This is a genomic window from Paenibacillus sp. G34 (genome assembly GCF_056856875.1).
The window spans coordinates 2879475-2895184 of the sequence record NZ_CM166469.1 but is presented as its reverse complement, the minus strand read 5'-3'; the positions used below and the strand labels follow the sequence as shown (position 1 = coordinate 2895184).

Annotated in this window: 11 protein-coding genes; 5 read left to right on the top strand and 6 right to left on the bottom strand. The window is 45.2% G+C overall.

The window, feature by feature from the left end:
* Positions 1 to 208: 208 nt before the first annotated feature.
* Together AC1VYS_RS13280 and AC1VYS_RS13275 are read right to left on the bottom strand one after the other, a co-directional pair.
* A complete protein-coding gene (locus AC1VYS_RS13280; RefSeq protein WP_482914638.1) occupies positions 209 to 5461 on the bottom strand; it encodes an S-layer homology domain-containing protein in 5253 nt (1750 codons plus the stop codon).
* Positions 5462 to 5868: 407 nt separating this feature from the next.
* Positions 5869 to 7425, bottom strand: coding sequence for an ABC-F family ATP-binding cassette domain-containing protein (locus AC1VYS_RS13275; protein ID WP_482914637.1), 1557 nt, complete (start codon positions 7423 to 7425; stop codon positions 5869 to 5871).
* A 203-nt stretch (positions 7426 to 7628) separates the two neighbouring features.
* Between AC1VYS_RS13275 and AC1VYS_RS13270 the strand changes: the two genes are divergently transcribed.
* Positions 7629 to 8084: an SET domain-containing protein gene (locus AC1VYS_RS13270; RefSeq protein WP_482914636.1), complete on the top strand. Its 456-nt coding sequence runs from the start codon at positions 7629 to 7631 to the stop codon at positions 8082 to 8084.
* A gap of 314 nt (positions 8085 to 8398) precedes the next feature.
* Here AC1VYS_RS13270 and AC1VYS_RS13265 read toward each other — a convergent pair whose 3' ends face one another.
* Both AC1VYS_RS13265 and AC1VYS_RS13260 read right to left on the bottom strand, forming a co-directional pair.
* Entirely contained in the window at positions 8399 to 9313 is a 915-nt protein-coding gene (locus AC1VYS_RS13265; RefSeq protein ID WP_482914635.1) for a phosphotransferase, read from the bottom strand.
* A 249-nt stretch (positions 9314 to 9562) separates the two neighbouring features.
* Positions 9563 to 10171, bottom strand: coding sequence for a DUF1349 domain-containing protein (locus tag AC1VYS_RS13260; RefSeq protein ID WP_482914634.1), 609 nt, complete (start codon positions 10169 to 10171; stop codon positions 9563 to 9565).
* Positions 10172 to 10346: 175 nt separating this feature from the next.
* Between AC1VYS_RS13260 and AC1VYS_RS13255 the strand changes: the two genes are divergently transcribed.
* Positions 10347 to 10712 carry an iron-sulfur cluster biosynthesis family protein gene (locus tag AC1VYS_RS13255; protein WP_482914633.1) on the top strand — a complete coding sequence of 122 codons (366 nt, stop codon included), beginning with the start codon at positions 10347 to 10349 and terminating at the stop codon, positions 10710 to 10712.
* An 856-nt stretch (positions 10713 to 11568) separates the two neighbouring features.
* The gene (locus AC1VYS_RS13250; RefSeq protein WP_482914632.1) at positions 11569 to 12345 is read left to right on the top strand and encodes a M15 family metallopeptidase; all 777 of its coding nucleotides are present in this window, start codon (positions 11569 to 11571) and stop codon (positions 12343 to 12345) included.
* A gap of 247 nt (positions 12346 to 12592) precedes the next feature.
* Here AC1VYS_RS13250 and AC1VYS_RS13245 read toward each other — a convergent pair whose 3' ends face one another.
* Positions 12593 to 12835: a hypothetical protein gene (locus tag AC1VYS_RS13245; protein ID WP_482934525.1), complete on the bottom strand. Its 243-nt coding sequence runs from the start codon at positions 12833 to 12835 to the stop codon at positions 12593 to 12595.
* Positions 12836 to 12973: 138 nt separating this feature from the next.
* On the opposite strand from AC1VYS_RS13245, the gene AC1VYS_RS13240 reads away from it, so the two are divergent.
* On the top strand, positions 12974 to 13606 hold the full coding sequence (locus tag AC1VYS_RS13240; protein ID WP_482914630.1) for a nitroreductase family protein: 633 nt from the start codon (positions 12974 to 12976) through the stop codon (positions 13604 to 13606).
* Between the two features lie 205 nt (positions 13607 to 13811).
* Here AC1VYS_RS13240 and AC1VYS_RS13235 read toward each other — a convergent pair whose 3' ends face one another.
* Positions 13812 to 14987 (bottom strand): leucine-rich repeat domain-containing protein, encoded by a 1176-nt coding sequence (locus AC1VYS_RS13235; protein WP_482914629.1) that lies wholly within the window; start codon positions 14985 to 14987, stop codon positions 13812 to 13814.
* Positions 14988 to 15220: 233 nt separating this feature from the next.
* On the opposite strand from AC1VYS_RS13235, the gene AC1VYS_RS13230 reads away from it, so the two are divergent.
* Positions 15221 to 15697: an AraC family transcriptional regulator gene (locus AC1VYS_RS13230; protein WP_482914628.1), complete on the top strand. Its 477-nt coding sequence runs from the start codon at positions 15221 to 15223 to the stop codon at positions 15695 to 15697.
* Positions 15698 to 15710 lie beyond the last annotated feature (13 nt).

Genomic DNA, 15710 nt, shown 5'->3' with positions numbered 1-15710 from the left:
CTCTAGAACCTAACACACCGGGGGGTGAGGGTCAATTTCAATGATTTTATACCATTTATCAGTTTCTCTGATAAAGGAACAAAACGTGCGAATTACCTGTTTGCAAATACATCAACAACAATCGACAATGAACAGCAAAAAAAGCTTGCTTTAACCTGACTTCAGGTGAAAACAAGCTTCTTTCTATTTTATAAGTTACAGTGATTCATCACTTTTTCCAGACCAGCTTGCTCATCATTGCATAGATCAGCGTAGCAGATTCGGCTCGGCTGGCTTCAGCCGCAGGTTTTACTTCACCGTTGTAACCACCTACGATGCCGAGGTTCACAAGCGCAGCTACACTTTCTCTTGCATACGAGTTGATCTGACCTGCGTCCCGGAAACGAGCAAGATCAGTTGCGGAAGAATTCTGTGCTTCATCATCAATGAGTCCAGCTGTAACAAGTGCTCTTACCGTTAAGGTCATCATCTCCTGACGAGTAATGGTGGACTCTGGCTTGAAACGTCCATCTCCAGCCCCATCCGTAATACCGAGTGATCGTGCTATGTTAACAGCCTTATAATAAGAAGATTGTTCATTCACATCCTTGAATGGTTCAGTAGAACTCCCGTTTAGGCCGAGCGAAGCTACAAGCCACTGTACATATTGCCCACGTGTCATATCCTGTTTGGGATGTAGTTGTCTGGTGTCCTCACTACCTGTTGCATCCACCACGCCCCGAACTGCGAGTGCCTCCATTGCTTTTTGTGCCCATGGCACTCCGGCCAGATCCGAAAAATTCTCATCCATAGATAAGGCAGCATAAGTACCAGTCAAGGATAAAGATTTTGCAGAAAACATAATCTCGCCGCGTTGCGGATCGTAATAACTCTGTGGCAACGGTGTTATTTCCCCGCTTGGTCCAATTTGCACAGCAACCACTTTATCAGCCACGACAACTTTCGATGAGGTATACGGTAATTCAATTGAAATCTCTCTATCAGGCATGAAGGTCTGATGATTAAGGCTAAATTCGACTTGCACACCATGTCCTGCTCCCAAACGATCCGTTATCCCTTGCGAAAGCGGTGTGCGGATCAATCGAATAATTGCCGTACCCTCATTGGTTCCCTCTTTTGGCAGCAAATCAGCGGGCAACTCAACCGTTGCAAACGCTGATACGATACGGAAAACATCGGATGGCTTCTGCTCCAGCAGGGATGAAACTGGCAGGGCCAGCTCGTAAGCAGCCGCTTCCGGAACAGACTTCAAGCGAAATTCAACCAGACGTTGACCTGTACCTGTAAGAGGTGCGGCTTTGACCGCAGCTTCAATCGCTGAAGCATCCACTTTGGACTGTGCATTTCCTTCTGGAGCCGAAGAGGCTTGAAGTTCAACAACAGCGCGGTCCTTTTCTGTAACAGGTTGAGTTGACGACTGCGATTGACCTGAGCCTGAGGTACCATTACTGTTGCCTATCTGACCACCGTTACTGCTTGATGAACCATTTCCATTATTGCCGCCTGAGCTATTCCCTGATCCTCCGCCAGAATTCCCTCCTGAATCATTGCCGCCTGGAGATGTTGTACGTGCAGGCACTTTAATGATCAGAGGCGTTGTTATCGCTTTGCTCCCATCGGAGGTTCGTGTGATGGCAAGTTCAATCCAGACCGTCGTCTCACTCGCTGGTAAAATAATGCTTCCGTCCAGTTGCACTACAGACGGAGCTGTACTTGAATGAATGGATGCCGTAAAACCTTGAGGCAACACTGGAAGTTTAATTTTTGCAGAAGCCGTCGTTGGCTGTTCGAGTGTTGTAATGCCTGAAGCCACGTCAGCAGCCGTCTGGTGAGTTGTTGTGACTTGATAAGGATCAGACAATCCTTTGATGGATTGGCTTGCATCGTCCAGTGCCTCGACTTTGTAATAGTAAACCGTATCTTCACTCAGCTCAGAATCCGTATACTCTGGAAGCGCGCCGGAATAAACTATTTCGTAAGTTCCTTCTTCTCGATTCGAACGATACAGCTTATAGGTTGCCGCACCGTGTAATATATCCCAGCCAAGTGTTACACTTGAAGGCGTGGTGGAAACCGCGTGCAGGCCCCCGCTACCGTAACCAGGTGACGATATATCAGGTTTTACAATCATGATCCAGCTGATCAGCGGGTCTTGGGAAGCAGTATTACGCACCGTGATATCCAGTTTACCGTCTGACACTTGAATACCCTTTTCCGCCCGAACACTTGCAGGGATATAGGTAACCGCCCCGGTATTCGTACCGTTAATTAACAAATCCGCACGGCGTGAAGTATTCGTCCACGGGTCATTGAATCCCGCATACACATCATACTCACCGTTTGGTACATCAAAGCTATAGGTCAAATCCTTGCCTTTAGGCGAGTTGCTGACATTGCCGCCATTCAGATAACGAACGGTTGAGAATATATCACCGCCGTTCGAACCGGAAGGCAGCGCATCGGCACTAACATATCCCCAGGATTGACCATTAGCCGGAACATACATCTGATCTATAATTCCCGGATGCATGAGCGTATCTTGCATATAACCACTCATCAGCTTGTAATCTGCCGTATCATAACCGCCGCTGTTCACAAAGTATAGTGTATTCTCGGGAATGACAAACACACGAACTGCCTGTGTTTTGTTGTTATACTCAGGGGTCGTGATCTGTAGCGTGAGCGGTCCAGGCTTGGCAAAATCCTCCGCTGTCATCGCACGATGATTAATCGTCCAGACGGCTGGCGTTGACACGAGATTATTTCCATCACGCACCTTTACCACGGAAGGAAGCACTGGAACTTCGCCAAGCTTCACCGCTTCAGGCAGTTTATCAGCGATATCTACCTTACCCATGGAATTCAACAGATCGGGTGTCCAGCTGTTATACCACTTGATCGCAATGTCTGACCCTATACCGAATTCGATCGGCAAAAACACGTACTTGGCTGCATCGTTGGCGAAATTGCCTCCGTTCCACATATCTCCTACATAAATAAACTTGCCCTTTTCCGGATCAACCGGGATGACTGAAGTTGACTGTGTACCAAATGCCTTCCCGGGATCAGGATCACTCGGCAGTGTGCGGACAAACGGATTTGTCATCGCCGACCAAGGTCCGAAGATGTGATCCGCGACCGTAACTCTGTTTTCATTAGGAGCCCAGCCCGTTGCACCCGATGTTATAATATAGTATTTGCCCTGATACTTGAACATGGCCGGTGCTTCTCGCTGTCCACCCGGGAATACCCGGACATAGTCTACGCCGTATTCCGCCTGATATACGCTATCGCGAACAGGATTGCCTTTATCATCCTTAAGACCTTGCTTATGCCAGCCTGTGACGTCACTGTAATCCTCGGTGAGCTTGGAAATGTATAACGTCAGATTTTCTTCGCTGGAGTAGATCAGGTAACCCGTGCCGTCATCATCCTTAAATAGCGTCATGTCACGGGCCATACCTCTGTCACTTGGGAAATAGTCCTTCTCGCCTTCAGGAGCCATGTCCATACGGTAACTTTTCTGATATATAAAAGGTCCAGCAGGTGAGTCACTGATTGCATAACCGGCCTTCGCTTTACCGTAATTCGCATTATTGTTGTAAGGGTCCTTGTCTCCATCCATATGAGCCCACATGACATATTTTTTCGTTTTATCATTGTAAATGACCTTTGGCCGTTCGATAATCCGTCCTTTGCGAATATCGGCCCAGATGTCCACACGATCCTCGCGACCTGCATAGAGTTCCTTGATTAACGGGTTTGTGTCAAAATCATCCATCGATTGCAGCATCGTCAATGCCATGCCTTCGTCTGTCCAGTTCATCAGGTCTTTGGAAGAATAGGCACGCACACCCGCAGCAGGCCACCCCCCCGTATGATATTCGCCATACCAGTAATATTTTTCTGTTTTTTCATCGTAAAAGAAACCTGCGCCATGAGCATCAATCGGTTTGCCGTTTTGATCCGGCCACATTTGTCCTGGCGTAATACTTGTGCGCACCGTGGATACACCAAGCGGTGCAGATACAGGAGTGTCCATTCCGTCCACTTTGGCCTGAATTGTATAAAAGTATCCCGTGCCCATCGTCAAACCTGTATCGTCTAACGAAGTAGACTTCCCTGTGTAGACTTGCTGATACGTCCCCGAAGCGCTTGTCGCCTTCAAAACCGTGTAGGAGACTTCCGATCCGGGCAGTGCAGCCCATCCTAAGGAAATGGACGTATCCGTTATAGCAGTAACACCAAATCCTGAAGGAGAATCTACCGTGTACGTCTGCGCTTCCGCTGTACTAAATGCCGATTCACCCGTAGCATTGTACGCCGTCACCCGATAACTGTAATTCTTTCCAGGCTCAAGTGCCTGATCTGTAAAAGACAATAGGTTGCCGTCATATACCTGTTCATAATCTTCCGTTCCTTGCTCTGCGCGAACGACACGATAACCATTCGCCTTACTGACCGTATTCCAGCTCAATTTGACACTTGTCGCTGTCAACGCTGTCGCCTTCAAGTCCCCCGGTGCCTGTGGTGCCTCGGCAGCCGTTTTGGCTTCAAGCGGGGCAGACCACTGTGACTCGGTTAATGCCCCGTAGTCATAGGCAAGTCTGTAATAATAGGTTGTATCCGAGCTTAGTCCTTCATCTACATAACTTGTTGATGACGTCTGACTTACATAAGAGTAGCCGCCTTCCTGCGTGTTCGAGCGATACAGACGGTAACCCGTTGCCCCTTCAATCTCCGGCCAATGCAATGAAATTGAAGATGCCGTCTCTCCATCCTTTGCAAGCACAGCTTCATTCACTCGAGGCGGCTCCGCAATCATTACATCATCAATATGTACGGTCTGCCACTTATTTCGAATGCCAACGGTACCGGTTGCAATAGATGTATCGTTCAGATCAAAAACCAATCGGTCCATCCCATTTTGGACGATATAACCGCGGATGGAGGTCCCCGATACCGACACTTTAAGCGTATACCATGTATTTTTACTGAATGCATACTCCACCGATTTTAGCGTGGTATCTGCGCCATTTACTCTTTTGCTGAAAACGAGTTTGTTGCCGGGCACCTGCATTTGGAAATAGTAGTAGTTGCTCTTGTCTTGAAACCGCGGCAAAATACCGGGAAATCCCTCACCCGCTCCTGTATAAAAACGCATCGACACTGTCTTGTCCGGTACGGGCTCCCCCGTTGTGATAAAACCTTCATCGGTCCCATTTTGAAAAAGAACCTGATTAGCTCCGTCCACCGGATCTGATGTTACTTGCCACTGGCCTGAGATCACATGCCATTCTGGTGAAACGGTATAGTCCCCATCGGAAAAATCGTCTTGAATTAACAATCCGGGAATAAGAGCTCCATCTGCAAGAACCTTGTTCGGGTACATCAACGGTCCTGAAGATAACATCAGTGCAGCGGATAACAGGATTGCAATCGGTTTTCTCAGTTTATCCAATCTACATTCGCTCCTATGCGCCTGAAAATATAAGCAAGTTCCTTACATATTCAGCGTAGTGGTTTAACACGCCCTAGTACACATGAATCAGTCAATTGAGCCTCAGACCATACTTCTTCCGCTGATCACACCTCCTCACTCAATGAAACCGGTTTCATTCAAGAGCAAAAAAAGCCCCGTTTACTCAGGCAGGTGCAATCATGCACGTTACGGAGAACCGAGAACCGTTTCTTTTTTGCCCATGTTGTAAAACAGGTTTCTTAAACATAGAATGTAACCGCTTTCTAGAATTAGAATATCGTTTGCTTTTAAGGCTGTCAACCATTCTTTTGTCCTATTTCATCCTCCTTGTAATGTGACAAAAAACGCGTATTCCACATGCTCTATGCAAGTGAAATACGCGCTTTTTAGAATACTTTGGTCGTCCAGGATTCACAGTTCCATGTGTCTGTCACGACATCACGGTAAAATTCAGGTTCGTGAGAGATCAGCAGTATGCTGCCTTTGTACGCTTGAAGCGCACGTTTCAACTCATCCTTCGCATCCACGTCCAAGTGGTTCGTAGGCTCATCGAGTACCAGCAGGTTGGTTTCATTGTTGATCAGCTTGCAGAGACGTACTTTCGCTTTTTCTCCACCGCTGAGAACTGCAACCTTGCTCTCGATATGTTTGGTCGTAAGTCCGCACTTCGCCAGAGCCGCACGCACTTCAAACTGGGTATAGGAAGGGAACTCCTGCCAGATTTCTTCAATACATGTATTATAATTGGCATCCTTCATCTCTTGTTGGAAGTATCCGATTTCCAAGTGCTCGCCGCGCTGGACATTACCTTCCAAAGGCTGAATTTCACCCAAAATGCTACGCATCAGGGTAGTTTTACCGATACCGTTTGCACCGACCAGAGCGATTTTCTGACCACGCTCCATCCGAAGATCAAGCGGTCTGGACAATGGTTCATTATATCCAATGACCAGGCCTTTGGTTTCAAAAATAAGCTTGCCCGACGTTCTTGCATCACGGAAGTTGAACTGTGGCTTCGGTTTGTCCTTAGCGAGTTCAATCACGTCCATCTTGTCGAGCTTTTTCTGTCTGGACATCGCCATGTTGCGTGTTGCCACGCTCGCTTTGTTACGCGCTACGAAGTCTTTCAAGTCGGCAATCTCTTGCTGTTGACGCTTGTACGCCGATTCCAGTTGTTGCTTCTTCATCTCGTAAACTTCCTGGAAGTGGTTGTAATCGCCCACATAACGTGTCAGATCCTGATTTTCCATGTGGTAAATAAGGTTGATTACGCTATTTAGGAACGGAATATCGTGTGAGATGAGAATAAATGCATTTTCATATTCCTGCAGATAACGTTTCAGCCACTCAATATGCTGTTCATCCAAATAGTTCGTCGGCTCGTCGAGGAGAAGAATATCCGGTTTTTCCAGCAACAGTTTGGCGAGCAATACTTTCGTCCGTTGTCCACCGCTCAGGTCGTTAACGTCCTTATCCAGACCGATGTCGGTCAAACCCAAACCACGCGCAGTTTCGTCGACTTTAGCATCGATCATGTAAAAGTCCTGGTTCGTCAGTGTATCCTGAATGGTACCTACATCCTCCAGTAACTGCTCCAGTTCCTCGGGCGTAACATCGCCCATTTTGCCATACATGTCGTTCATTTCCTGCTCCATGTCGAACAGGTACTGGAAGGCCCCGCGCAGCACATCGCGGATCGATTGTCCTTTGCTCAGCACCGCATGCTGGTCAAGATAACCTACACGCATACGTTTGGACCATTCCACCTTACCCTCATCCGGCTGAAGTTTACCTGTAATGATATTCATGAAGGTTGATTTACCTTCTCCATTCGCCCCGATCAGCCCAATATGCTCACCCTTAAGCAGGCGGAATGACACGTTGTTAAAGATAGCACGGTCACCAAAACCGTGACTTAATTTTTCTACATTTAATATGCTCATTCATGACACCTTTTCTATATAGACTTAATTCTTTGTATATTATAAGCGTTATCTCCCGCACAACTCAACGTCCTATTTTAAAATTAATCTTAAAAGTGATGTTCCATTTGCCTTATCACAGCGTATGCGGTAAAATTTTGCCTTAAACGAAGTACAACCATATTATAGAACGGAGCTCTCAGCGAGAGCATCAGGTGAATGTCATGATTGAAGTAAAACAGTCCAAACTGGGTGATGGCGGTGAGTTTAACCGAGGGGTATTTGCCACGGAGGATATCTCAAAAGGTCAACTGATCCATCAGGCACCCGTTGTACCTTACCCGAATGAAGATCACGAACATATTGAGAAAACGATTCTGGAGGATTACGTCTTCGAATACGGAGCTAATCATACCGCGATCCTGCTAGGATACGGCAGTTTAATTAATCACTCCTATGAACCTAATGCCACGTATGATATTAACTTTGAAAATCACACCTTTGATTTCTACGCGTATAAAGACATCAAAGCTGGCGAGGAAATCCTCATTAACTATAACGGTGAGGAAGACAACATGGACCCGCTATGGTTCCTGGATGATTACGAAGAACGTATGCGTGAAATGCAGGACAAGGAGGAACTAGAGGCCGAGCTCACTCAGGAACCAGAACAGAAGTGACCAGAACAGTGCAGAGGCAATTTTATTCTAAAATGTAATATTGCGCCACCATTAACCGCTCATTGAGTGTAACGCGATTAAACATGGAATCTATGTTACATTCTAATGTTGATATTTGATCATAAGAAACCCGCCTTTGTTGAAAAGGCGGGTTATTACAATCGTGTCCCGTTAGCGCAACGACTTACTCTGTTGTATTTCGTGTTCCTCGATGTAAAGCGGCTTCTAAGAAGGCGGATCGTACCTTATCGCGACTATAAGAGCCAAAATGGTGCCGATAGCTATAGCCCCATAGCCGAAACGAAATATTGAGCCTAATCCGACAGTGCCCGCATGATGTTGGATTTCGCTTCTGCCGCAATCGTTTCATTCCCGTCATCGATCGCTTGCATTAAGATCAGTATAGGTATGTATACAGCGATCAGCCGCGCCAGCAACTTCGTTTCCTCGTCCGCCCCTCCGTACGTTTCGAAAAACACGCCGCGAGCGTAAGGTGGTAAAAAGCTATAAGCAATGCTTAAATCGCAAGCCGGATGACCTACGCTCAGATCACCCCAATCAATGATTCCGGAAACGATCCCGTTCTCATTCACAAGCATATTTTTGAAATGAAGATCTCCATGTAGCACTTTATTCACGGCCTCGACACGGTCCTGTGGCAGACTGCCAATATATGCTTCGATCATACCGAACTCTTCCGGCGACAAGTGTTCAACTACCTTCGACAGAAAACCCTCCATTTTCACTTTGCGCGATGCAATGTCCGTCAAGTTTCGATGATCTTGCTGGACTCCGCACTCCAGCGCCGCCTGCACCGGAAACTCATGTAATCTCCGCAAAAATTTCGCCAGCGTCTCTGCCGATAAAGCCCGGTGTTCTTCTGCCAAACCGATTGGGAAATCTCCTGGCACATGGGCATAGCCGAGAAATGGTGCCGGGTATTCGTCACTTGCTTCGCCATAGAATAACGGTTTCGGATAAGGGATGGTCAAATATGCATCCAGCTTCGGTAGCAGCTTCCCTTCCATACGAATCGCACCAACTGCAAACGTCCTTCTTGGAAACCGGAATACATACTCGTTACCGATGAGAAAAACCGTATTGTCCCAACCCCAGCCCAATCGCTTCACTTGCTTTGATGACAGCTGAGGGAATTGTCTGCCGATCAGCGTCCGCGCTTGCTCTTCGTTAACCTCCCACTCCGCATCCCATACATTTGTTTCTCCCATAAATTGTCTGCCTCCTCGTTTCTTACGTTATTTAGATGTTAACAATACAGCGTACTTTCCAACCATTATCGCACAACGTATCAGCAAATTATTAAAAGAAGCAGCTTTTCTATATATGATAGCTGCTTCTTTTGAATTTCAGATGTTTTCATATGCGATATGATTTAATTTTCAGCCTGCGACTCATATCTCGGATGCAATTTATGCACTGATTCCCTTAAAGAGTCTATTTCTGTTATATCCCCGCGTTTACCCGCTAATTGGTGGATCGGTATGCAAATCTTCGTCTGGTGCAGTATAGGTCCATCTTGTAAAAGCAACCTCAAACCCTGCCCGTTTAGGCGAGCAAAGGAACGGACCTGCTTGCTTGTCCGCAGGATAAGCGAATCTCGCCACCCGAATGGTACGCCATGGATGTTCGTCTGTACGCGCACGAATAACAACGGATTCCTGATGGTAGGATGCACGAATGGTAACGATCCTTCCTCCCCACTCCGGTACAGGTGACAGTGACCAATCCGAGAATTGATCTGTGACAACAGCCCCTACATGCACCACGCCATCATTGACTTCAACACCGGCTTTGATCCACTGATGCTCTCCGTGCCACAACATCAATCCTGCCTGATCATACAATTCTGTGAAAGAACTTAGATCAAACGATACTTCAACAGCCTCCAAACCGTCCCACGGTGCAAGCAATGCATGTCCATTCCGATGACAGAAGCCATAGAACGTCTGTTCCCAAAAATCACTACCCTCCTGTGCCTGTACAATCAATCTTTCTCCGTCATGTTGAGTATGAGCAGGCTCGGTTGTCCACTTGCCTTCGTTAAGCTGAACAAAATTTGATGACATCGTCAATTTCATCCTTTCTTCAATAATGAATGTATGTTTCGTTTATTTCCTATTCGACATTTCCTGTAGAATTACCTCGTGTGATTTATTTTTCGACAAGGTGGTATAATGGCATAAGAAGCACAGTAAATCTTTTTTCATTTAGAACGAACTTATATAAAAAGGAGTGCAGACCATGCGTATGCAAATTACAGATCTGGCAGCGAAACGTTTAACAGCAAGTTTGAATGACCAACCCGGTTATTTCAAAGTATTTTATGATATGGAAGGCTGCGGATGTAATGGTGTTGTCGTGCTACTGATTGTGGATGAACTGGCAGCTCTGGATGAGCAGATTGAAACCAATTTCGTTCCCTTCTACGTTGACCCTAAGCACCAGCTTAACCTGGAATCCATCATGAAATTGGATGCCCAAGAGAATTATCCTGCCTTTACGCTCAGCAGTGACTCTGGAGCAATCAGCAATAACCTTCGCCTTCGTGATGCACGTGCTGCCGCTGTAGGGACACCTAATGCGGTTAACGCTTGCACACTATCATAAACAGCAGGTAAGCAGAGCTTCCTTATGCTTGGATGAAGCAGCAACCTCGAAAAAGGCATGTTTTTGGGGGACGAAGATTCATCTAACCTCTCTCAATCCAAAGGCTACTGCTTACTGTATCTATTCAAAGGTTTTCCTAGCTTACTCTGGCACTTCATGCTTGGCTCGAATTCTAACGATCATGAGGAACCTTATTTCGCCCCAAATCAATGGTTTGGAAACCTAACGATCACCAGTAACGTTATTTAGGCAGAAAACGGCTCTTTAGACTGAAAAAAGGACCATCTCTCCAAAATAAGCTCTCTGGTGATCGTTACAATTTCAAAACACGAAAAAAACGGCAAATAACGTCTCTGGTGATCGTTAGATTTTTTTGCATAAGCCAGCACTACTGTTTTCCTCATTTACACTGGCTATTCTTTCGTCATCTTCTCTGTCTGTTAACCCGACCTGAACTCCTGCTCCCAAGTTTTTCATTCTCATCTCCCAACTCGCTCTGGCTTACAATTTGTCCCTCACTTCTACTTCTGCTTTTACTTGTTGTACCGGTTATACTTCTTATACTGCTTTTACTTCTGCTTTTACTTCTTATACTGGTTATACTTCTACTACTTCTACTACTTCTACTACTTCTTCTTTCACTCTACTTCTTCTACTAATTATACTTCTAATTCATCTTCTTTCACTTCTTCTCTTATTTCGCTCCTATCATCATCCCCTTGGCCAGTACCTCATTATGAGAAAAAAATTCTAGCAAACTTTGTTTACAAGTCGGAAACATTTGGAGAACCTATGGATATAATCCTCCGGTATACTTGGTTTATAGATTAATATATTCCAAGGAGGAACTCCCATCATGTCATCATTTACTCGCAAATCCATCATATCGACACTTCTCGTTGGCTCAGTACTTGCGGGCACTGCCTTTACTACACTCCCTGTCAGCCAAATGCTCAATCCGGTCGCTTCTGCGGCAAGCTCGAGCTTCTCCCAATTTTTGCATGATAACGCCCCAAGCCGTACGATCACGACCTCTAGCAAGGGTGTTGCTACCGTAACGAATCTTTCCAGCACCGTTGTACTTGTGAATAAAAAAAGAAATCTGCCGTCCACTTATGAACCGAAAGATCTGGTGGTGCCTAACATCCCATTTAGCTTCTCCGGCTCCAGTCCGAAAAAGCAAATGCGCAAAGTAGCTGCTTCAGCCATCGAAAAGTTGTTTGCCGCAGCTAAAAAAGACGGCATTGATATCAAAGCCGTTTCCGGCTATCGTTCTTACGCCACGCAAAAATCAATCTTTGACCGCAATGCCAGCGTTAAAGGTGAGGCTGTCGCCAATAAAACTAGCGCTCGCCCAGGACAGAGTGAGCATCAAACCGGACTCGCCATGGATATTTCCAGCGCTTCCGCCGGTTATGATCTGCAGCAAAGCTTTGGCAACACCAAAGAAGGCAAATGGCTGAAAGCCAATGCCCACAAATACGGCTTCATCATCCGTTACGGCAAGGATCAAGAGAAATTGACCGGATATTCGTACGAACCATGGCATGTCCGGTATGTCGGTGTCTATATCGCTGGCGAGATCACGAGCCAAAAACTGACACTCGAGCAATATCTGGAGCATGCAAAATAGAGATTAACTTGATATGGAGCTTGTTCAGTTTTGTTTGATTCTGTTCAAACATGTTGTTCATCCAAACTTTTTGATAAAACAAACCCGGAGAACGGGGCACAATAGCCCCTTCTCCAATTAAAGTCCATAGGTCCTCAACGGTAAATCAATTTTGGACACCTGTATTCTACGATTAATTTTGGCGAAAAGCGCTGGCTCCCATACCAATTACAGTTCAAAGCTTCAAGGACAACAAACTTCAAACTTTTCAAGCTCCGGCAATGCGCCGAAACAAAGGTGGCAACCGTTTCACACCTTCGGTACCTGCCCATGTGCTTGCACCTGCCAGCAAATCATTATGGCACAGATAAAGGGCTACATTGTACACCAGATAACCCAGTATGAGCTCCACTACCACAAACTTTTTCAGGGTAGAAGATTTAATAACATACACCCGGAACTCATGATGGTGCAGCCGTGCTAATTTTAATCTGTGGATGAACGATATCATGACTCACCTCTGCCGTTTTCTACTAGCGTATGGCGAGTACGTCTTGTCTTATTCAAAAATAATACTTACATAAAGTAATTAAGTATGTTATATTCACTTTGTAAGCAAGCAAAATTATACATAAGCGAGGTAAACAACATGAGCGAATTGGACCATTTAATTAAAAATCGCAGATCTGCTGTTATTTTTGAAGAAGGAATTGAAATTTCGGAATCGGAACTAGAAGAAATGTTTGCTTTGAACAAGTTTGCACCATCCGCATTTAACCTGCAACACACTCACTATCTTGTATTGACCGATGAAGCTCAGAAAGAAAAAGTCTATGAGGCTTCACAGCAATATAAAGTGAAAACAGCTTCTGCGGTCATCGTTGTATTAGGCGATGTTAACGCACATCATCATATTCGCACGATTAATGAAGGCCTGCTCAACCTGGGCGCACTGACTCCATTTCAATACGAACAAGAATCCCAAAGTGTTATTGATTTTTATGAAACTCGAGGCAGATTTTTCCAACGCGAGGATGCTATCCGTAATGCCAGTCTGTCTGCGATGCAGTTCATGCTGATTGCTCAGGATCGCGGCTGGGACACTTGTCCGATGATCGGATTTAATGCAGAGGAACTTCAGCAGAGCCTGGGCATTCCGGATCACTACGTACCTGCGATGATGATTACGATTGGCAAAAAATCCGAATCCAAACAGAGACCACGTGGATATCGCAAGCCCATCCATGAATATGTCAGCTTTAATAAAATGAACGCCGAATAACCACGTCTGCACCCTTTCACATATTGTAGCTACTTTTCGCCAGACCTAATAAATCTCATAGCGATAATCGAAGTGGTTATCTTGACTTATCATCCTTATCATTCACTTTGATGTATCTATCTTCTTTAGGATCATAAAGATATACAAAAAGAGCCACGACATCGTGGCTTTTTTGTATTCTGCTACTTGATATCGGTTCATCGGTTCAATACGTTTCGTAAATCAACTCATTCGAGATCTGAAGACCGCTATCAAACTCGATATAGATATAGAGCTGTCCAGCCGGCGTCTCCCCGACATCAAATCCCAGTTTCAAGCTGCCATCCGCTTGGAATTCTGCATCAGCGAGCACTAAAGTACTCAGATCCTCATCGGGATGAGCTTCGCCAATGATATTAAGCGCCCTTTCTCGTAAAACATCCCATTGTTCCCAGGCAGCCTTGAACGAAGCCGATAACGTATCCATACCGGCCTTCGTTGAAATTTGTGCGGTTACTCGCAGTTCTCTTTCCTCATCTTGCAAATTCAAATAATACACGGTTGTTTCATTATCATATCGAAAAGTACCCATGCCCGGAACTTCATAATCCGCTTCAACAATCAGATTATCGCCGTATTGAATGTGCTCGAGCTTGTAATTTTGGCGGACATCGAGTGATTTTAGCTTATTTTCAGAACAATACAGCTCCACCAGTTCAGTATTATGAGAAAGACTCAATTCCCGAATATGATTGTTGAAACACCGCACACTTTCCAGACGAGGATTGGAACGGAGGTCCAAACATTGGAGTTGATTATGATGACAACGAAGCTCGGTCAAAATGGGACATCCTGTGATATCCAGATCGATGAGATCATTGCTCGCACAATCTAAATTCATGAGCTGGTCATTGCTTGCCAGATCCAGGGAGAAAAGTGAATTGTAACTGCAGGCGAGCTTCTGCAATTGTTTTAGATGATCCACTTTCAACTCAGAGAGCATGTTCCAGTGGCATTCAATGGATGCAAGCTTGTGATTATGTGACAACTCCAGTTTACGCAAACGATTGAAGCTGCAATCCAGTGTTTCCAGCTCTGTATTGAATTGAAGTTGCAGGTCGAGAAGCTGATTTTCTCTGCATATTAACGTTTGCAACTTCAGATTATGTTCAACACTTAGGCTGATCAACGCATTATATGAGCAATCAAGCAGCTTAAGCTCGGTAAAGTACTCAATTCCTTGCACGTTTTTCATGCCGACTTTTGGAAGTTCTAGGATCTCCACTTCACTCACATCTTGTACACGAATATAATCTCGTTGTTCACAATAATTGGCTAATATGTATTGCCTGAAATTCTCATCCGTAAAAGCACTTGTAATATCCATTCCATCCACACTCATCTATGAATCCCCTCCCTAAACAGTTTACACATATTCAATATCTAAATGTCCATTTCGTTCCTATTCTAAGAGTTCCATGAGAGGTTTTCAATGCTACCAGATGTCCATTTCTGTGCCGAGTCCTCTACTGAATCAATGTTATATCAAGTTTACCGAAAAATATTATGTAATTTTTTTTATAACATGTTAGCATACTTCAAGTAAGCACTCTATTCAAAAAGGAGATGATGATCATGGAAAAGAAAAACATGTGTCTCGAAAATCTTGCCTCCGTCCGTATTGCTTATGTCCGTCAAACTGGACCTTATGGCCCTTCAAACATCCAAGCAATGGAAGGTCTGAAACAATGGGCTGCGCAGAAAGAACTATTGAAAGAAGACACCGTTCTGTATGGTATTCCTCAAGATGATCCTGTATCCACACTCCCGGAGCATTGTAGATACGATGCCTGCATTGTAATTAGGGATGATTATAACCTTGAAAAAGAACCTCATCTCAACATTAGCTCAGGAAGCTTCTCAGGTGGAGACTATCTCGCAATCATGATTCCGCATACGGCTGAGGGCATTCAGAAAGCTTGGGATGAAATTATCCCGCAATTACAATTGCAAGACTATCGTATGGATACCAAACCTATTATCGAAAGATATCGTCCTCAACTGCTGGCTCAACATTTATGCGAGCTATGTATTCCTGTAACAAGGAATTAAAACAACTTATGTC